Below are 18,439 nucleotides of genomic sequence, written 5' to 3' on the forward strand. Positions count from 1 at the left end.
ACCGGCTTCCCCCGGCTGCCTGCCCATGAAACTAATCTTAGATGCTTCCACCGGAATTCCACTGACCGAGCAGATCGTTGCCGGCGTGAAAGCGTGGATCGGCAACCGCGAAGCACGGCCCGGCGCACGCCTGCCGTCAATCCGGCAGTTGGCGGCGGAGAACGGCATCAGCCGCTTCCCGGTGATCGAAGCCTATGACCGGCTGGTATCGCAGGGGCTGCTGGATTCGCGCCAGGGTTCGGGCTTCTATGTGGCGGACAGCCCGCTGGCGGGGCGCTCGGCGTGCGGATGGTCCGATCCGAGCCTGGCCGAGGATCTTTCCGACCACATCCTCGAGCAGTTCAACCACCCCAGCGGCACGCTCAAGCTGGCCGGGGGCTTCGTGCCGGAGACCTGGCGCGACGTCGAGGGGCTGACGCAGGCGATCCGCGCGATCTCGCGCAATGAGATCGACAGCGTGATCCACTACGCCACGCCGATGGGGCATCCGGAACTGCGTCGCCAGGTGTTGCTGCGCGTGCGCCAGCTGGGCATCGCCGCCGAACTGCCGCAAGTGCTGATCACCACCGGTGCCAGCCAGGCGCTGGACCTGGTGGTACGCCACCTGCTCAAGCCCGGCGATACCGTGTTCGTGGAAGATCCCGGCTACTACAACCTGTTCGGCCTGCTGCGGCTGCATGGGGTGCAGCTGGTGGGCGTGCCGCACACGGCCAACGGCCCCGACCCGGACGCCACCGAGGCGCTGCTGCGCCAGCACAAGCCCAAGCTGTTCTTCACCAACAGCGTGCTGCAGAACCCGACCGGATCGACGCTGGCGCCGCCGGTGGCATTCCGGCTGCTGGAGCTGGCGCGCCGGCATGGCTTCCGCTTTGTCGAGGACGATATCTTCTCGGACTTCCAGACCCACTTCACCGACCGGCTGGCCACGCTGGACCAGCTTGAGCACGTGATCTACATCGGCGGCTTTTCCAAGACGGTGTCGGCCTCGCTGCGGGTCGGCTACCTGGTGGCGGACAAGGCGCTGGTCAAGGACCTGGTCGATGTGAAGGTGCTGACCAGCGTGGCCGGTTCGCACTTCGCGGAAGCAGTCACGGCGGCGCTGCTGGAGCGCGGCGGCTACCGCAAGTATGTGGAGCGGCTGCGCCTGCGCGTGCGCGAGGCCTGCGCCAATGCCGTGCGGCAACTGACCGGCAACGGCTGGGAGGTGTTCTGCCAGCCGTCCGGCGGCAACTTCCTGTGGGCGCGCCCGCCCGGCATCGAGGATTCGCGCGAACTGGTGACGCTGGGCGAGGAATACGGCGTGACGCTGGCCCCAGGCAACTACTTCCGCCCGGGCGGCGAGACCTCGGCATGGATCCGGATCAACGCCGCCTATGCCAACGAGCCGCGCGCGGTGGCCTTCATGAAGGCCGCGGCCGGGCGCGGCGGCTGAAGGCGCTCAGCCGCCGTGGTTATGCAGCACGGCATTACGCCGCGCGTAGCCGAAGTAGATCACCAGCCCCACCGACAGCCACACGAGGAAGGCAATCCAGGTCAGCGCCTGCAGATGCGCCATCAGGAACAGGCAGAAGCCGATCGACAGCAGCGGTACCACCGGCACGCCCGGGCAGCGGAATGCGCGCGGCAGTTCCGGGCGCGTCTTGCGCAGCACCAGCACCGCCACCGAGATCAGCGTGAAGGCCGCCAGCGTACCGATATTGATCAGCTCGGCCAGCACGTTCAGCGGCACGAAGGCGGCAATCGCGGCAAACACGATGCCGACGATCCAGGTGGCGAAATACGGCGTGGCATGCACCGGGTGCACGGATGACAGCCGCTCGGGCAGCAGGCCGTCGCGCGACATCGCAAAGATCACGCGGGTCTGGCCGTAGGTCATCACCAGGATCACCGTGGTCATGCCCAGGATCGCGCCCAGGTCGACAAAGCCCGCCACCCAGTTCTGGCCCGCGAACTGCAGCGCCAGTGAGACCGGGTGGTCCACGCCGGCAAACTTCGCGAACGGCACGATGCCGGTCATGATGGCGGCCACCACCACATACAGCACCGTGCACACCGCCAGCGAACCGATGATGCCGATCGGCAGGTCGCGGCGCGGGTTGCGCACCTCTTCCGCGGCAGAGGTCACCGCGTCGAAGCCGATAAAGGCAAAGAACACCAGCGCCGCCGCATTGAAGATGCCGGCAAAGCCGAATGGCGCGAACGGCTGCCAGTTGGCCGGCTGCACATGCCACACGCCCACCGCGATAAACAGCAGCACCACGCCGATCTTGACCGCCACCATCAGGTTGTTGATGCGCGTGGATTCGCGCACGCCGTACGACACCACCCAGGTGATGGCCAGCATGATCAGGCACGCCGGCAGGTTCAGCATGGACTTCACCCCCGGCACCGAGCCTGGCGCCGCGGTCAGCGCCGCCGGCAGTTTCAGCCCGAAGCCCGCCATCAGCGACTGGAAGTAGCCCGACCACCCCACCGACACGGCGGACGTGGCCAGCCCGTATTCCAGCAGCAGGTCCCAGCCGATCATCCACGCGACGATCTCGCCCAGCGTGGCATAGCTGTAGGTATAGATCGATCCCGACACCGGGATCGCCGAGGCAAACTCCGCGTAGCACAGCGCGGCAAAGCCGCACGCCAGCGCCGCGATCACGAACGACACCGTCAGCGCCGGCCCCGCGGTCAGCGCGCCGGTGCCGGTCAGCACGAAAATGCCGGTGCCGATGATGGCGCCGATGCCCATCATCACCAGGTCGGTTGGACCCAGCACCTTCTTCAGGCCGTCATCGCGCGCGACGGCCAGCATCGCGTCGATGTCCTTGGTGCGGAACAAGCTCATTCAGACTCCATGCAACTGTGGCCGGGCACGCGGCGGCAAGCCGCGCGGGCCCGGAAAAAGGGCGGTAGTTTACGCCCGCCGCGGCGCGAAGGCGTCACATTGCGCGCCCGCGCGCGGCAGGCACGTCATCGAATGATAGAAAAGGCCAGGCTGGCCCGCACTGAACGCAGGCAAAGTCAGCCGCCGCAGCCGGGCGCCGACAGGATGCCGTCCACGCGCGCCAGGGCGGCGGCAAGCGGATCGAGCGCCAGCAGTGCAGCGCCGGCAAGGGCCAGTGCCGCCAGCGCTGCAATCCTCGCGCGCAGCGGCCACGGCCCCGCCAGGGCCGCCAGCCCCAGCGGGGCGAGGGCCGCGCAGGCAAGAAGGAGCCGCGGCAGCATCGGCACTTCAGCGGCTGGCAGCCTCAGGAACCGCGGCGTGTGCCGGGCCCTTGGCAAGTGCCGGCAACGGCCCCGCGCGGCGCAGGCCAAGCCACGAGCACGCGGCGGAGCACAGCGTCACCGCCACCAGCGCCGTGATGCTGTGCTGGTAGCTGCGCGTGGCATCGAACGACCACGCCCCCAGCTGCACCGTCAGGAAGGCGCCCAGCTGGTGCCCGAGGAACAGCAGGCCAAACACCTTGCCCTTGATCCGGCTGCCGTAGCGCTCGAAGCAGAACATCGAGGTCAGGATCACCGTGCCCAGATAGCTGGCGCCAAAGCCGACCGCAAACGGCAGCACGCCCAGGCCCGGCACCAGCAGCAACAGCATCGATGCCGAGCGCAGCGCGTAGAACGCGGCCAGCAGCCGGTGCTTGTCCCAGCGCAGCGCCAGCGCGCCGGAGACCAGGCCGCTGGCCAGCTCCAGCGCGCCGAGCGTGCTCATCGCATAGCCCATCGCCAGCCGCGGCACGCCCTGCCCCTGCCAGTACGCGATCAGGTGCACGTCGATAAAGGCCATGGTGGCGCCGCAGCCGAAGAAGCCGGCCGCCAGCGCATAGAACACCGGGTCACGCCGCACCACCGTCCATGCCGGCACATCGGCCCCGGCCGTGCATGGCGCCGGTGCGGACGCCGGCTCCCAGCGCGAAGTCAGCCACAAGGCGCCGGCCACCGGCAACGCAAACACCGCACCGGCCACGCCGAACGCCGTGATCCAGCCCGCCTGCGGCTGCAGCCAGATCCACAGCGGCGACAGCACGATAAAGCCGATCGCGGTGCCGTTGGTAACCACCGCATAGGCCAGCCCCTTCTTGCGCTCCTCGAACAGCCGGTCCACCAGGATGCCCATCGGCACAAAGGTCATGGCCGCCAGCCCGAACGCACCGGCGAGGCCGAACATCAGCACGAAGAACGTCAGCGATCCCGGCCACAGCGCCGCGCCACCCAGCGCAATGCCTGCCGCCAGCGCCCCAGCGGCCGCGGTGCGCAGCGGGCCGACGCGATCGCTGAGCGCGCCGACCACCGGCGACATCAGCCCGGTGGCGAGCATAAAGACACTGCCGGACCAGGCAAACTGCGCACGGCCCTGCCCGAAGTGCGTGGCGAGGTCGACGAAGTACACCTGGTAGAGGCCCTTGACCGCGGTCGAGACAAACATCGCGGCGAAGCCGATGGCGACCAGGGCAAGGGTGATGGCGGGGATGCGTGTGCGGGGCATGTCGATCTCTCAGTCGTGCGAGGCCTGGTGCCATGCTAAGCCAGCCCGCCCTCCGGCCATGGCAACCACCCGGCCCAGAAAAGCAACTTTTCGGCCATCCCTGTTGTGTTGTGCTGGATTCGCGCGAGAATGGCGGCATCGTACCGCTCGCTCTTCCCTTGCCGCGATGACTACCGCTTATCTCCTGGTGCTTCCCAACGTCCACATGCTCGACCTTGGCGGTCCGCTGCAGATCCTGGCCAGCGTATCGGAACTGGGTATTGGGCCACTCAAGGTGCGCTGCGTCGGGCCACATTCGAGCGTCCCTTCGTTCCAGGGGCCGGCACTGAGCCAGGTCGAACGCCTGCCTGCACGACTCGCCTCCGGCGATGTGGTGCTGGCCATCGGCAGCAAACTTCTGGACACACTGACCCGTTCGCCGGCATGGCACGATAGCGTGAATTGGCTGAAAAGGTCTTTCGCCGACGGCAGGAACGCCGACGTACAGGTTGCCGCGGTCTGCACCGGTGCCTTCCTGCTCGGCGCCGCCGGCCTGCTCGACGGCCGCCTGTGCACCACCCACCACGCCCATACCCGCCGCCTGCGCACGCGGCACCCCGCCGCCTCGGTCATCGAGAACCGGGTCTTCGTTCGCGATGGCAATGTGTGGACGTCAGCCGGCGTGGCTTCGGGCATCGATCTGGCGCTGCGTCTGGTGGCCGATGCCTATGGCGACGAAGCCGCCATCGCCGTGGCGCGCGACAACGTGGTGCCCTTCCGCCGCTTCGGCGGCGATCCGCAGCTCGCCCCGCAGCTGCGCGCGCGCTCGCACGGCAACCCGCTGGTGCATGCGGTACAGGACGCGATCTCGCGGGAACTCGACACCAATGTTGCCGACCCGCGCTTTGCCGACCGCTTTGCCATCAGCGTGCGGCACCTGTCCCGCGTGTTCCACGAAGAAACCGGCCTCACGCCCAAGCAGTACCAGCTCACGCTACGCATGGCGCGCGCGCGCAAGCTGCTGGCGTCGTCATCGTTGCCGGTGGAAGAGATTGCGCTGAAAAGCGGCTTCGCCAGCGTGCAGGCCTTCCGCGCGTGCTGGAACAAGGCAGAGCCGGCCACGCCGAAGGCCTACCGGCAAGCCCGCGCCGGCAGCGCGGAATGACCGCGCTCAGGTGTGCATCAGGATATTGACCAGCCGGCCCAACGGATCGCGCACGTAGAAGCGGCGCACACCCCATGGCTCGTCGGCGGGACCGTACTCGATGGCGAAGCCGCCGGCCAGCATGCGGCGATGCGCCTCGTCCACGTCATCGACCTCGATCGACAGGTCCGGCACCGGCGTGCCGTTGCCGCCTTCCGTGGCGAAACTGAGCTGGACGGTCATGGTCGAGGTGCTGCCGTAGGTCCGGATCCAGCCGTGGTCCATCAATACGTCCAGGCCCAGGATGTCCTGGTAGAAAGCGCGGGCACTGGCCGGGTCGGCGACCGCGATGTTGGCAACGATCCGGTTGACCTTCATGCCCGCTCTCCCCTTACTTCGCCACCGGCATGGTGAACTCAGCGCCCTTGGCGATCGAATCCGGCCAGCGCTGCATCACGCTCTTGTAGCGCGTGTAGAAACGCACGCCCTCTTCGCCATAGGCGTGATGGTCGCCAAACAGCGATCGCTTCCAGCCACCGAACGAATGCCAGGCCATCGGCACCGGGATCGGCACGTTGATGCCGACCATGCCGACCTGGATCTGCCGCGCGAACGCACGCGCGATGCCGCCGTCGCTGGTGTAGCACGACACGCCGTTGCCGTATTCATGCGCATTGATCAGCGCCACCGCTTCGGCAAAGTCATGCACGCGCACTACCGACAGCACCGGGCCGAAGATCTCTTCCTTGTAGATCGTCATGTCCGGCTTGACGTGGTCGAACAGCGTGCCGCCGACATAGAAGCCGTTCTCATGGCCGGGTACGGTATGACCGCGGCCATCGGTCACCAGCATCGCGCCCTCTTCCACGCCCTTGGCGATATAGCCCTCCACCTTCGCCTTGTGCGCAGCGGTCACCAGCGGACCCATTTCGGCATCGGACTCCATGCCGTTGCGGATCTTCAGCGAGCTCGCACGTTCGGCGAGGCGCGGCACGAGCTTGTCAGCGACATCGCCCACGGCCACGGCGACCGAGATCGCCATGCAGCGTTCGCCGGCAGAACCATACGCGGCACCGATCAGCGCATCGACCGCCTGGTCGAGATCCGCATCGGGCATCACCACCAGGTGGTTCTTGGCGCCGCCCAATGCCTGCACGCGCTTGCCGTGTTTGGTGCCTTCCGTATAGATGTACTCCGCAATCGGCGTCGAACCGACGAACGACAGCGCCTGCACGTCCGGATGCGCGAGCAGTGCGTCCACCGCCTCCTTGTCACCCTGCACCACGTTGAACACACCATCGGGCAAACCAGCCTGGCGCAGCAGGTCGGCAATCAGCAGGCTCGGCGACGGATCACGTTCCGACGGCTTCAGCACGAAGGTATTGCCGCAGGCGATCGCCACCGGGAACATCCACATCGGCACCATCACCGGGAAGTTGAACGGCGTGATGCCGGCCACCACGCCCAGCGGCTGGCGCAGGTTCCAGTTGTCGATGCCGCCGCCGATGTTGTCGGTGAAATCGGTCTTGAGCAGGCTGGGGATGCCGCAGGCAAATTCCACCACCTCGATGCCGCGCGTGACTTCGCCCCTGGCGTCCGAGAACACCTTGCCGTGCTCGCGCGTGATCAGCGCGGCCAGGTCGTCGTGGTGCTGGTCGAGCAGTTCCTTGAACTTGAACAGGATGCGCGCGCGGCGCAGCGGCGGGGTGTCGGCCCAGGCGGGGAATGCCGCATGGGCGGCGGCAACGGCGTCGGCCACGTCCTGCGTGGTGCCGAGCGCCACGCGTGCTGCGACTTCGCCGGTGGCGGGGTTGAACACGTCCGCCAGGCGCTGGCCGCCGGCGCGGCGCACAGCGCCGCCGATGAAATGGTGGATCTCGGCCAGTTGCCGGTTTTCTGCGATGCTCACTTGGGATTTCCTTCGATAGCCGCGGCACGCAAGTCAGCGCGCCCCCGGCATGCAATCAGGGAGGCCGGACCCGCAGGTCCGGCGGCAATGCGATGCGGCGCGCGCCGCTTACTTGATGTCCTGCAGCGCCTTCTTCACCGTATCGAACAGTTCCCCGATCTGGGCTTCAGAGATGATCAGCGGCGGCGAGAACGCCAGGATGTCGCCGGTGTAGCGCACCAGCACGCCGAGTTCCAGGCACTTCAGGAAGGCCTCATACGCGCGCGCGCCGGGCTGGCCGGGACGCGGCTCCAGCTCGATGCCGGCAACCAGGCCGTAGTTGCGGATGTCCTTCACGTGCGGCGCGCCGCGTACCCCGTGCACCGCGGCTTCGAACACCGGCGCCAGTTCGGCGGCGCGGCCGAACAGGTTTTCGCGCTGGTACAGGTCAAGGGTGGCAATGGCGGCAGCCGCGGCCAGCGGGTGGCCGGAGTAGGTGTAGCCATGCAGCAGCTCGATCGCGCCCGGCGCGGCCGAATTGACCACGGTGTCATGCACTTCGCGGCGCACGGCGACGGCGCCCATCGGCACCGCGGCGTTGTTGATCGCCTTGGCCATGGTGATCAGGTCCGGCGTGACCTTGAAGCGCTCGGCCGCGGTGGCGGCACCGAGGCGGCCGAAGGCGGTGATGACCTCGTCGAAGATCAACAGGATGCCGTGCTTGCTGGTGATTTCACGCAGCTTTTCCAGGTAGCCGACCGGCGGCACCAGCACGCCGGCGGAGCCGGCCAGCGGCTCGACGATCACGGCGGCAACGTTGGACGGGTCGTGCAGCGCGAGGATGCGCTCCAGCTCATCGGCCAGGTGCGCGCCCCATTGCGGCTGGCCCTTGGAGAAGGCGGCCTCGGCGATATTCAGCGTGGCCGGCAGGTGGTCGGTGCCCGGCATCAGGTTGGCCGAGAACGCCTTGCGGTTAGGGCCGATGCCGCCCACCGCCATGCCGCCGAAGCCCACGCCGTGATAGCCGCGCTCGCGCCCGATAAAGCGCGTGCGCTGGCCTTCGCCGCGTGCACGGTGGTAGGCCAGCGCGATCTTCAGCGCGGTGTCGACCGACTCCGAGCCAGAGTTGGTGAAGAAGATGCGGTCGAGCCCCTGCGGCATGATCGCGGCCACCTTGGTGGCGGCCTCGAACGACAGCGGATGGCCCATCTGGAACGGCGGCGCATAGTCCAGCGTGGCGGCCTGGCGCGCTACCGCCTCGGCGATTTCCGTGCGGCAGTGGCCGGCGGCCACGCACCACAGGCCGGCGCAACCGTCCAGGATCTGGCGGCCGTCGTGGGTGGTGTAGTACATGCCGCTGGCCGACGCCAGCAGGCGCGGCGCCGCCTTGTACTGGCGGTTGGCGGTGAAGGGCATCCACAGGGCATCGAGATCGGGAATCACGGTCTTGGCGGCGTCCATACGTCCTCCTAGGGGGAATCGGGTCGGATTGGCTGGTGGCACGCTGACTGGCAGCGCGGCGGCAATGAGGGCCACTCTACCGGCGGCGTCTGGCCGACAAAATATACAGTCCGGACAAGACTGCCTTACCGTGCAGTTTGAACACGCCAAACCGTACAGGCAAGCGTCATCGGGGTGCCGCCAGCCCGCCGCTGTGCCACGACCGCTCTGGACCGCGGTACGCCGTCCCACGCTGCACTGCGGCAAATTTCGCTTTGCGGAAGACCACCGCATCCTGGCCTGCCTCCAGCCGCTAAACTGTACAGGTTCACGCCTGCCCGAGTGCCTGATGCTGACCCTGAACCTGACCCGCACCCGCCGCGACGGCGACACCCTGACCGAGCAGATCGTCGCCGGCATCGCCGCACTGGTCGAGCAGCGCGCGCTGCGCGCCGGCACCGCCCTGCCCTCGGTGCGCCGCTTTGCGCAGCACCACCACGTCAGCACCTTCACCGTGGCCGAGGCCTACGGCCGGCTGACGGCGCTGGGCTACCTGGCGGCGCGCCCGGGCTCGGGCTATACGGTTGCACATCGCCATGCCCCGGCCGGGCACGCGCGCGCGCCGCAATGGGAGGCGCCGGGACTGAACGCAGCGTGGCTGCTGTCGGATGTGTTCGCCGACCACTCGGTGCCGATCAAGGCCGGCGCCGGCTGGCTGCCCGGCGACTGGCTCAACGAGGAAGGGCTGCACCAGGCCATGCGCGCCTCGGCGCGGGTGCCGGCGGCGCAGCTGTCGGGCTACGGCCATCCGTATGGCTTTGCTCCGCTGCGCGAGCATATCGCCGCCGGCCTGGGCCAGTACGGCATCCCGCTGCAGGCGCAGCAGGTAGTACTGACGCAGGGCGCCACGCAGGCGCTGGACCTGGTGGTGCGCACACTGCTGCGTGCCGGCGACAGGGTGCTGGTGGAATCGCCCTGCTACTGCAACCTCTTGCAGATCCTGCGGCTGGCGGGGCTGCGCGTGGTGGGCGTGCCGCGCTCGGCGGCGGGGCTGGATACCGACGCGCTGGACGATGCCATCCGCGCCCATGCCCCGCGCGCGCTCTTTATCAATACCGTGCTGCAGAACCCGACCGGCGCCAGCCTGAGCAGCATGAACGCCTTCCGCGTGCTGCAGCTGGCCGAGCAGCACCGGCTGCTGGTGGTCGAGGACGATATCTACCGCGAGCTGGCGCCGGCCGGCTCGCCGATGCTGGCGGCCATGGACGGGCTGTCGCAGGTGGTCTACATCAATGGTTTTTCCAAGACCATCACGCCGTCGCTGCGCGTCGGCTATCTGGCCGCCAGCCCCGACCTGGCCAAGGCCTTCGCGCGCACCAAGATGGCGGTCGGCCTGACCTCATCGGAAGTCACCGAGCGGCTGGTCTACTCGGTGCTGACCAGCGGCCACTACGGCCGCCATGTGGCGGCGCTGGCCGAGCGGCTGCGTGCGCAGCAGGATCGCGTGACGGAAAAGATGGAAGCCCACGGGCTGGAAGTGCTGCTGCGCCCCGAGGGCGGGATGTTCGCCTGGGCGCGCCTGACCGAGGCGGCGCAGGCGCGGCTGCAGGCCAGCCGCCGCGGCGGGCCGCTACACGGCAACCGCCTCGCCACGCTGGCGCTGAAGTATGGCATCTGGCTCGCGCCAGGGTCGTATTTCGAGCCGGACGAGACCGATTCGCCATGGATCCGCTTCAACGTGGCCACCGGCGATGCGCCACAGCTGTGGCAGTTCTTCGACCGCCTGGCGCAGGCGCCGCGCGCGGCGTAGCACCCGGGCAGCATGGAGCGGTCAGCTCCAGAGGCGCTCGACGAGCCAGCCCGCGGTGGCGCAGAGTCCCAGCCAGGCGGTCAGGCAGATAGCGATAAAGCGATAACTCATCTTGGAATGGACAACAAAGTCGTGGAGGCAGTGTGAATTTTTCGTTAAATCATACATCCATTCATGAATGTATGTAAGGACAGCGTGGATTCCCCGCTGGCAGCCAGGGTCTATTTGTACCGCAGGGAGCACACAAAGTACGCGCCAGCTGTCCCTGCAGCCGTCAGGGACGCGGCCGCCGAAGCGCCGGGGCTCTGCTACCCTTGAGCCTGCATTGCCCCACACGGGGTGACGATTTCAGCTCTCCAGCGCAGCAGAACCAGACCATGCATAGCCACGACCTGTCCGCCTGGACCCACAGCCACGCCTTCGACGCCGGCAACCGCGCCGCCGAACGCGGCACACGCCTGGTGATGGCGATCACCGCCGCCACTATGGTGGTAGAGATCGCTGCCGGCCTTTGGTTCAACTCGATGGCGCTGCTGGCCGATGGCTGGCACATGAGCTCGCACGCGCTGGCCATCGGCCTGTCGGCCTTCGCTTACGCCGCCGCGCGCCGCTACGCCGGTGACCGGCGCTTTGCCTTCGGCACGTGGAAGATCGAGGTGCTGGCCGGCTTTGCCAGCGCGGTGTTCCTGCTTGGCATCGCGGCGCTGATGGCGGCCGGCTCGGTCGAGCGGCTGCTCAGCCCGCAGGACATCCACTACCGCGAGGCCATGGCCGTGACCGCGCTCGGCCTGCTGGTCAACCTGGGCTGCGCGCTGATCCTGGGCGGCCATGCGCACGGCCACGACCACGGGCACGACCATGGCCACCATCACCACGGCCACGACCATGATCACGGCCACAGCCACCACCACGACATCAACCTGCGCGCCGCCTACATGCATGTGCTGGCCGACGCCGCGACCTCGGTGCTGGCGCTGGTCGCGCTGGCCGGCGGCTGGTGGCTGGGCTGGGCGTGGCTGGATCCGGTGATGGGTCTGGTGGGCGCCGCGCTGGTCGGCAGGTGGGCCGTCTGCCTCCTGCGCCAGAGCGGCGCCGTGCTGCTGGACCGCGAGATGGACCACCCGGTGGTGGAAGAAGTGCGCGAGGTGCTGGCGGGCCTGGACCCTGCCGACGCCAACGGCGAGGAGCGCACCAGTGTGACCGACCTGCATGTCTGGCGCGTGGGCCGGCAGCAGTTTGCCTGCATCGCCTGCCTGGTCACGCACGATCCGGCGCTGACCCCGCAGCGCGTGCGCGAGGCGCTATCCGTGCATGAGGAACTGGTGCACGTGACGGTGGAGATCAGCCGCTGCGAGGGCGCGCACTGAGGCGTGCCAGCGGTGCTTGCGGGTTCAGTCCAACTCGCACCACATGCATAGCGGCGGCGTATCGGTATGGCGGTGGAATTCGCTCGATGACATGACCTCGGCCGGCAGCTTCGCGGCCGGCACCAGCGTAAAACCGTAACGCGAGAAATAGCTCGGGCAGCTTGAGGCCAGCAGCACCGCGCGCCGCGCGCCGTTGGCGCGTGCGCGCATCAGCGCGGCGCGCACCACATGCGTGGCCACGCCCTGGTCGCGGTGTTCCGGCAATACGGCAACGCTGCGGATCACCACGGTCTCGCCGAAACGCTCGCCGGCAGCGCAAGCAATGATCTGCGATCCAAGGATGGCGACGTGGAAGTGCTCGAGCAAGCGGGCCACATCGTCCACGGGCAGGCCGCAGCGTTCCAGCACGCTGCCCACGGCTGGCGCGTCCGAGGGCATGGCCGCCCGGATCCGCAAGTCCTTGATCATCTGGAGCCTCTCTTTCTCACATCACCTCGCGACGGGGACACCATGGAAGCCCGGACATGGTTGTGCCGCCATCCGGCGGCACGGGTTGCACGCAGGCCATGTGGCCTGGCAGGCAACATTACCCGATTCAGTGGCGTTGTTCTATTGGGGAAGTAACGGAACAGAGGTGTCCGAAATGGCCCTCGCGATCACGGCAACTACGCGCACCACGACATGGCTGCCGTGCATGAAAGGTCCCTGTGACACGCGTATGAAAATGGGGGAAATTGCGCGGGCGCACGCAAGACTGCCCGGCAACTTGTGCCAGGCAAAGAAAACTGGAGGCGGGGATACGGAATCGAACCGTCGTATACGGCTTTGCAGGCCGTTGCATCACCACTCTGCCACCCCGCCGCTGACGCCGCGTCTGTGCGACGCTACGTGCTGCGGGCCGCAGTGTAGCGGGAAATGGAAATCTTTGCAGGAGACGGCAAGGCTAGCCGATGCCGCCCATCGCGGACTGGATGTAGTTCTGCAACCCGACCTTGTTCACCAGTTCCAGCTGCGCCTCGAGCCAGTCGATATGTTCCTCGGTGTCGGCAAGGATATCGACCACGATCTCGCGCGAGACATAATCGCCGACTGACTCGAAGAACTTGATCGCTTCCTTGCAGCTGGCCTGCGACACCTGTTCGAGCTTCAGGTCGCAGCCGAGCATCTCCTCGGTGTTCTCGCCGAGCAGCAGCTTGTCCAGGTCCTGCAGGTTGGGCAGGCCATCGAGCAGCAGGATGCGCTCGATCAGCTTGTCCGCGTGCTTCATTTCCTCGATCGATTCCTCGTACTCGTGCTTGCCCAGCGCACCGAGCCCCCAATGCCGGTACATGCGGGCATGCAGGAAATACTGGTTGATTGCGGTCAACTCATGGCGTAGCTGGCCATTGAGCAACTGGATCACCTTCTTGTCGCTTTTCATGACTGCCCCCAACGCCCCCTCAAAACCGATGGACCCACTCTCATTTTCGTAATCACGAAAACCCCGCAGTGATTATCCCGCCGCGGACTTCATGGTAGTCCGGCAAGAGCGGACATCAAGCAGATTCGGCCTCGCCGCCGCATTTTCACCGGGTTTTCACGCGCCATTGCGGATGCGAATACCAATGGTTTCCATTCGGTTTTCAAAAGCGCTTCGCTCGGCATCGTGCAAATAGAAGAGCGGGCGCACACGGCAATTGCCGCGCCGCCCGCCATCGGGAGCCACCCGTGAAAATCAGTCGAGCTTCGCGCCCGAATCCGCCACCAGCGTCTTCAGCACCGGCCAGTCGCGCGCATACAGCGCCTGCGCCTCGGCCGGCGAGCTGCCCACCGTGCGCAGCCCCAGCGCGACCAGTCGCTCCTGCATGTCGGGCGCCTGCAGGATGGCGCGCACTTCGCCTTCAAGCCTGGCGAGAATCGGCGCGGGCACGCCCACCGGCGCCACCAGGCCGATCCAGCCGACGGTCTTGAAGGCGCTGTCCTGCATGCCGGACTCAGCGAAGGTGGGCATGTCAGGCAGCGCGCTGCTGCGCTGCGTGCCGGTCACCGCCAGCGCCTTGAGCTTGCCGCTCTGGATATAGGGCTTGGCGGTCAGGATGCTGGCAAAGCCGAACTGCACCTGCCCGCCCAGCAGGGCCTGCATCATCGGCGCCTCGCCCTTGTAGGGCACGTGCGCGGCCTGGCCATGCACCAGCTTGCTGTAGTAGGCGCCGCTCAGGTGCGACAGCGAACCCACGCCCCACGAGGCATAGCTGAGCTTGCCCGGCCGGCTGCGCGCGTAATCGCCCAGTTCGCGCACGGTGCGCGCCGGCACCGACGGATGGGCCACCAGCACCAGCTGCGCATCGGCCAGCACGCTGATCATGGTCAGGTCCTTGCGCGGGTCGTAGGGCAGTTTCTGGTACAGGAACTGGTTGGTCAGCACCGACTGCGTCAGGGTCATCAACAACGTGTAGCCATCCGGCGCGGCCTTGGCCACGGCGTCGGTGCCGATGATGCCCGAGGCGCCCGCCTTGTTGTCCACCACCACGGGCTGGCCCAGGCGCTTGCTGAGCTTTTCGCCCATGGCACGGGCGATGGTGTCAGTGCCGCCGCCGGCCACATAAGGCACCACGATGCGGATTGGTTTGGCGGGATAGGTCTGTGCCGCGGCGGGCAGGGCCAGGCTGAGCGAAAGCCCGCCAATCAGCCCACCAGCGGCCAGCGCGAGCGATGCGCGTCGGTTCATGTCGTCTCCAGGTCGTCCTTATGGTTTTGGGGGACAACGTTAGCTGGCTTGAGAAATTACGTCCAATGCAATATTTTTCAGTTTTTGATGCAAGAATGATTAATTCATGGGTCTAAGGCAGCTGCATCACTTCGTCACGCTGGTCGAGCAAGGCAGTTTTGCCCGAGCCGCCGGCGCCCTGCACCTGTCGCAGCCGGCGCTCACCCGCAGCATCCAGGCGCTGGAAGCGGACCTGGGGCCGCTGATCGACCGCAGCTACGGCAAGGTGCGGCCAACCGCGGCGGGCATGCTGGCGCTCGAACGCGCGCGCCGCATGCTGCGCGAACAGCGCGAGTTGCGGCGCGACCTGCAACTGCTGGAGGAAGTAGAGATCGGCACGATCCGCGCGGGCTTCGGGCCGTTCGCGGCATCGTTCCTGCTCGATCCCGTGCTCGAGACGCTGGTGCGGCGCTACCCGCATCTGCGCATCGACCTGGAGACCGCGGACACGCCGGCCATGCGGCGTTCGCTCGAAGCGGAACGCCTCGATGTCTTTGTAGGCGAAAGCCGCAGCCTGGCGGAACTGGGACACCTGCAGATTGACCGGCTGCCGGCACTGGAAACGGCATTCTTCGTGCGCAGCGGGCACCCGCTGGCGCGGCAGCGCGAAGTCACCCTGGCCGAGCTGCGCGCCTATCCGGTGGCAGGGACGCGGCTGCCGGCGCATATCCTGCGCTTCTTCCGGCAGGCACTGCATCAAGCCAGCGGTGGCAGCGGCCCGGTTTCCGAGGACGCGCCCGGGCTGATGACCGTCACCTGCAACGACATGCACGCGCTGCGCTCGCTGCTGCTGGCCGTCGATGCCGTGGCGCTGGTACCCGTGGCGATGATGGCCGAGGCCTGCGCGCAAGGCTTGGCCGTGGCCCTGCCGATGCACCCGCCAACCGAGCTGAGGGCGCAGTATGGGATCGTGTCGCTGGCCGGGCGCTCACCGTCGCCGGCCATGCGCGTCTTCGCGGCGCTGGTGCATGAAGCAGTGGCGCAAGCCGGCGGCGGTGCCGGGCTGTAGGCCCAGGTCATGGCCCGGGCGTTGGGGATTCAGCCAGCAGCGACCGCGGGCTGCACAGCTTCGACACGCGACGGCAGGTGCGCGGCCAGCCGGCGGCGCGAGCGCTCAGGGTTGTCCACGTACAGGCCGGCCAGCGACGCCAGCACGCCGGCCAGCGACGACACCGATGCGTCGATGGCGAGGATCGCACCGCGCTATTCGCGTGGCCTGCGCACCACGCTGCTGCTGCTGGAAGCCGGCCGCCGGCTGCTGCGAGCGCACGCTGGAACAGGTCTCGATCCAGGAAATCTGCGCGCAGGCCGGCGTCACGACCGGCGCGTTCTACAGCCGCTTCGAAGGCAAGGATAGCTATTTCAGGGCGCTGCAAGCCCTGGTGCTGGCCACGCTGCGCAAGGGCATGGCCGAGCCGCTTGCGCAACTCCACCCGGCGGGCGCCTCGCCGGAACTGGAACTGCGCATCCGCTTTGCGCACCAGGCGCTGGCCGGCACGCTGCTGTACGCGCTGATCAACCGCGACAGCACCTTTGCGCTGTCGGACCGGCGGCTGGATATGGAGATGGCACGGGCGTTCCTGCTGTACGTGGCATAGCCACGCGCCGCCAATGCCAAGAGGCCCCGCGGGGCCTCTTGGTTCTTCCAGCAAGCGCAGCGGGGCTGCCCGCGCCTTACTCCACCGTCACTGACTTCGCCAGGTTACGCGGCTTGTCCACGTCGGTGCCACGCGCGCAGGCCGTGTGGTAGGCCAGCAGCTGCAGCGGCACCACGTGCAGGATCGGCGAGAGATCGCCGTAGTGCTCGGGCAGGCGGATCACCTGGATGCCGTCGGACGACTGGATCTGGGTGTCGCTGTCGGCAAACACGTACAGGCGGCCACCGCGGGCGCGCACTTCCTGGATGTTGGACTTGAGTTTTTCCAGCAGTGCGTCGTTGGGGGCGACGGTGACCACCGGCATGGCTTCGGTGACCAGTGCCAGCGGGCCGTGCTTGAGCTCGCCCGCCGGGTAGGCCTCGGCATGGATATAGGAGATTTCCTTGAGCTTGAGCGCGCCTTCCAGGGCGATCGGGTAATGCAGTCCGCGGCCGAGGAACAATGCGTTCTCGCGGCGCGCGAAGTCTTCCGACCAGGCGATGATCTGCGGCTCCAGCGCCAGCACGCCATGCAGCGCGGCGGGCAGGTGGCGCAGGTTGGTCAGGGCCTTGGCCTCGGCGTCTTCGGTCAGCAGGCCGCGCACCTTGGCCAGCGCCAGCGTCAGCATGTAGAGCGCGGCCAGCTGCGTGGTGAAGGCCTTGGTCGAGGCCACGCCGATCTCGGTGCCGGCGCGCGTCAGGAAGCGCAGCTCGGTCTCGCGCACCATGGCGCTGGTGGCCACGTTGCAGACCGCCAGCGTGTGCACGTGGCCAAGCGCGCGCGCATGGCGCAGCGCGGCCATGGTGTCGGCGGTCTCGCCGGACTGCGAGATCACCACCACCAGCGCGCGCGGATTGGGCACGGTCTCGCGGTAGCGGTATTCGCTGGCGACCTCGACCTGGGTCGGGATCCTGGCAATGCTCTCCAGCCAGTATTTGGCGGTGCAGCCGGAGTAATAGCTGGTGCCGCAGGCCAGGATCAGCACGCTGTCGATGCCGGCAAAGACCTCGGCGGCGCCGCTGCCGAACAGCTCCGGCGAAATGCTTTCAATGCCTTCCAGCGTGTCGCCCAGCGCGCGCGGCTGCTCGAAGATCTCCTTCTGCATGAAGTGGCGGTACGGGCCCAGCTCCACCGACGCGGCGTGCGCTTCGACCACGCGCGCCTCGCGCTCGACCGGATGGTCGTCGACGTCGTGGATGGTCACGCCGTCCAGCGTGAGCTCGACCACATCGCCCTCTTCCAGGTAGATGATGCGGTTGGCGGTGCCGGCCACAGCCAGCGCGTCGGAGGCCAGGAAGGCCTCGTTCTCGCCCAGCGCCACCACCAGCGGCGAACCGGCGCGCGCGCCGACCACGCGGCCGGGCTGGTCCTTGGCGAACACGGCGATGGCGTAGGCGCCGTGCAGGCGCTTGGTCACCGCGCGCACCGAGGCGAACAGGTCGCCGCGCGTGGCACTGCTGGGGTAGGTGTAGGCCTGGTGGATCAGGTGGGCAACCACCTCGGTATCGGTCTGCGATTCAAAGCCGTAGCCGACCGCGCGCAGTTCTTCGCGCAACGGCTCGTAGTTCTCGATGATGCCGTTGTGCACCAGCGCGATGGTCTCGCCCGACAGGTGCGGGTGCGCGTTGACGGTATCGGGCTTGCCATGCGTGGCCCAGCGCGTATGCGCCACGCCGGTGAAGCCGGACAGGCCGGAAGCCTGCGTCTGCGCGTCCAGGTCGGCCACGCGCGACACGGTGCGCGCACGCTCGACCGCATCGTCGCGCACGACGGCGACGCCGCACGAGTCATAGCCGCGATACTCCAGGCGGCGCAGCCCTTCGATCAGGACCGGAACGATATTGCGCGTGGAAACCGCGCCGACGATGCCACACATGCTGAACCCCCGTTTGCTGGCGCCTGCCCGTAGACCTCAGGCGCCGGTATGAATCCTGTGGCGCCGCCTCGCCGAGGC

At 67.6% G+C, this 18,439-nt stretch carries 17 protein-coding genes and 1 tRNA gene; 6 read left to right on the plus strand and 12 right to left on the minus strand.

Translation table 11 applies throughout. The features are described 5' to 3' along the window. The first annotated feature begins 25 nt into the window (after positions 1-25). On the plus strand, positions 26-1,432 hold the full coding sequence (locus AC3WRI_RS13490; RefSeq protein WP_010814886.1) for an aminotransferase-like domain-containing protein: 1,407 nt from the start codon (positions 26-28) through the stop codon (positions 1,430-1,432). A 6-nt stretch (positions 1,433-1,438) separates the two neighbouring features. Here AC3WRI_RS13490 and bcaP read toward each other — a convergent pair whose 3' ends face one another. The 3 genes from bcaP to AC3WRI_RS13505 form a co-directional block, all read right to left on the minus strand. After that, positions 1,439-2,836: a branched-chain amino acid transporter BcaP gene (bcaP, locus tag AC3WRI_RS13495; RefSeq protein ID WP_010814887.1), complete on the minus strand. Its 1,398-nt coding sequence runs from the start codon at positions 2,834-2,836 to the stop codon at positions 1,439-1,441. Between the two features lie 176 nt (positions 2,837-3,012). Then, positions 3,013-3,216 carry a hypothetical protein gene (locus AC3WRI_RS13500; RefSeq protein ID WP_010814888.1) on the minus strand — a complete coding sequence of 68 codons (204 nt, stop codon included), beginning with the start codon at positions 3,214-3,216 and terminating at the stop codon, positions 3,013-3,015. Positions 3,217-3,223: 7 nt separating this feature from the next. Continuing rightward, positions 3,224-4,474 (minus strand): MFS transporter, encoded by a 1,251-nt coding sequence (locus AC3WRI_RS13505; RefSeq protein WP_011614443.1) that lies wholly within the window; start codon positions 4,472-4,474, stop codon positions 3,224-3,226. A gap of 166 nt (positions 4,475-4,640) precedes the next feature. Between AC3WRI_RS13505 and AC3WRI_RS13510 the strand changes: the two genes are divergently transcribed. Next, positions 4,641-5,618 carry a GlxA family transcriptional regulator gene (locus AC3WRI_RS13510; RefSeq protein ID WP_011614442.1) on the plus strand — a complete coding sequence of 326 codons (978 nt, stop codon included), beginning with the start codon at positions 4,641-4,643 and terminating at the stop codon, positions 5,616-5,618. Positions 5,619-5,624: 6 nt separating this feature from the next. Here AC3WRI_RS13510 and AC3WRI_RS13515 read toward each other — a convergent pair whose 3' ends face one another. From AC3WRI_RS13515 to aptA, 3 genes are all read right to left on the minus strand, one after another. Further along, entirely contained in the window at positions 5,625-5,975 is a 351-nt protein-coding gene (locus tag AC3WRI_RS13515) for a glyoxalase superfamily protein (RefSeq protein WP_439671185.1), read from the minus strand. Positions 5,976-5,988: 13 nt separating this feature from the next. Next, a complete protein-coding gene (locus AC3WRI_RS13520) occupies positions 5,989-7,506 on the minus strand; it encodes a CoA-acylating methylmalonate-semialdehyde dehydrogenase (RefSeq protein ID WP_492293416.1) in 1,518 nt (505 codons plus the stop codon). Between the two features lie 108 nt (positions 7,507-7,614). Beyond that, positions 7,615-8,946 (minus strand): omega-aminotransferase AptA, encoded by a 1,332-nt coding sequence (gene aptA, locus AC3WRI_RS13525; protein WP_010813359.1) that lies wholly within the window; start codon positions 8,944-8,946, stop codon positions 7,615-7,617. A 328-nt stretch (positions 8,947-9,274) separates the two neighbouring features. Here aptA and AC3WRI_RS13530 point away from each other — a divergent pair, with 328 nt between their 5' ends. Beyond that, a complete protein-coding gene (locus tag AC3WRI_RS13530; RefSeq protein WP_492293417.1) occupies positions 9,275-10,735 on the plus strand; it encodes an aminotransferase-like domain-containing protein in 1,461 nt (486 codons plus the stop codon). A gap of 377 nt (positions 10,736-11,112) precedes the next feature. After that, the gene (gene dmeF / locus AC3WRI_RS13535; protein WP_011614438.1) at positions 11,113-12,102 is read left to right on the plus strand and encodes a CDF family Co(II)/Ni(II) efflux transporter DmeF; all 990 of its coding nucleotides are present in this window, start codon (positions 11,113-11,115) and stop codon (positions 12,100-12,102) included. 24 nt (positions 12,103-12,126) lie between these two features. Here the strand turns inward: dmeF and AC3WRI_RS13540 are convergent, their stop codons facing one another. From AC3WRI_RS13540 to AC3WRI_RS13555, 4 genes are all read right to left on the minus strand, one after another. Beyond that, positions 12,127-12,570 carry a GNAT family N-acetyltransferase gene (locus AC3WRI_RS13540; RefSeq protein WP_010813356.1) on the minus strand — a complete coding sequence of 148 codons (444 nt, stop codon included), beginning with the start codon at positions 12,568-12,570 and terminating at the stop codon, positions 12,127-12,129. A 318-nt stretch (positions 12,571-12,888) separates the two neighbouring features. Next, positions 12,889-12,963: transfer RNA gene (locus AC3WRI_RS13545), tRNA-Cys, on the minus strand. A gap of 82 nt (positions 12,964-13,045) precedes the next feature. After that, positions 13,046-13,522 (minus strand): bacterioferritin, encoded by a 477-nt coding sequence (gene bfr / locus AC3WRI_RS13550; protein WP_010813355.1) that lies wholly within the window; start codon positions 13,520-13,522, stop codon positions 13,046-13,048. A 294-nt stretch (positions 13,523-13,816) separates the two neighbouring features. Beyond that, the gene (locus AC3WRI_RS13555; protein ID WP_492293418.1) at positions 13,817-14,809 is read right to left on the minus strand and encodes a Bug family tripartite tricarboxylate transporter substrate binding protein; all 993 of its coding nucleotides are present in this window, start codon (positions 14,807-14,809) and stop codon (positions 13,817-13,819) included. A gap of 106 nt (positions 14,810-14,915) precedes the next feature. Between AC3WRI_RS13555 and AC3WRI_RS13560 the strand changes: the two genes are divergently transcribed. Next, positions 14,916-15,857 (plus strand): LysR family transcriptional regulator, encoded by a 942-nt coding sequence (locus tag AC3WRI_RS13560; protein WP_492293419.1) that lies wholly within the window; start codon positions 14,916-14,918, stop codon positions 15,855-15,857. Positions 15,858-15,886: 29 nt separating this feature from the next. On the opposite strand, the gene AC3WRI_RS13565 is transcribed toward AC3WRI_RS13560, so the two are convergent. Continuing rightward, positions 15,887-16,021, minus strand: a complete 135-nt coding sequence (locus AC3WRI_RS13565; RefSeq protein WP_492293420.1) for a hypothetical protein — start codon at positions 16,019-16,021, stop codon at positions 15,887-15,889. A gap of 38 nt (positions 16,022-16,059) precedes the next feature. Here AC3WRI_RS13565 and AC3WRI_RS13570 point away from each other — a divergent pair, with 38 nt between their 5' ends. After that, on the plus strand, positions 16,060-16,446 hold the full coding sequence (locus tag AC3WRI_RS13570) for a TetR/AcrR family transcriptional regulator (protein WP_232626213.1): 387 nt from the start codon (positions 16,060-16,062) through the stop codon (positions 16,444-16,446). Positions 16,447-16,522: 76 nt separating this feature from the next. Here the strand turns inward: AC3WRI_RS13570 and glmS are convergent, their stop codons facing one another. Continuing rightward, complete coding sequence (gene glmS / locus AC3WRI_RS13575; RefSeq protein ID WP_010813351.1) at positions 16,523-18,361, minus strand: glutamine--fructose-6-phosphate transaminase (isomerizing); 1,839 nt, start codon at positions 18,359-18,361, stop codon at positions 16,523-16,525. Between the last annotated feature and the right edge of the window lie 78 nt (positions 18,362-18,439).

The sequence above is a fragment of the Cupriavidus sp. FW305-27 genome, from assembly GCF_058787995.1.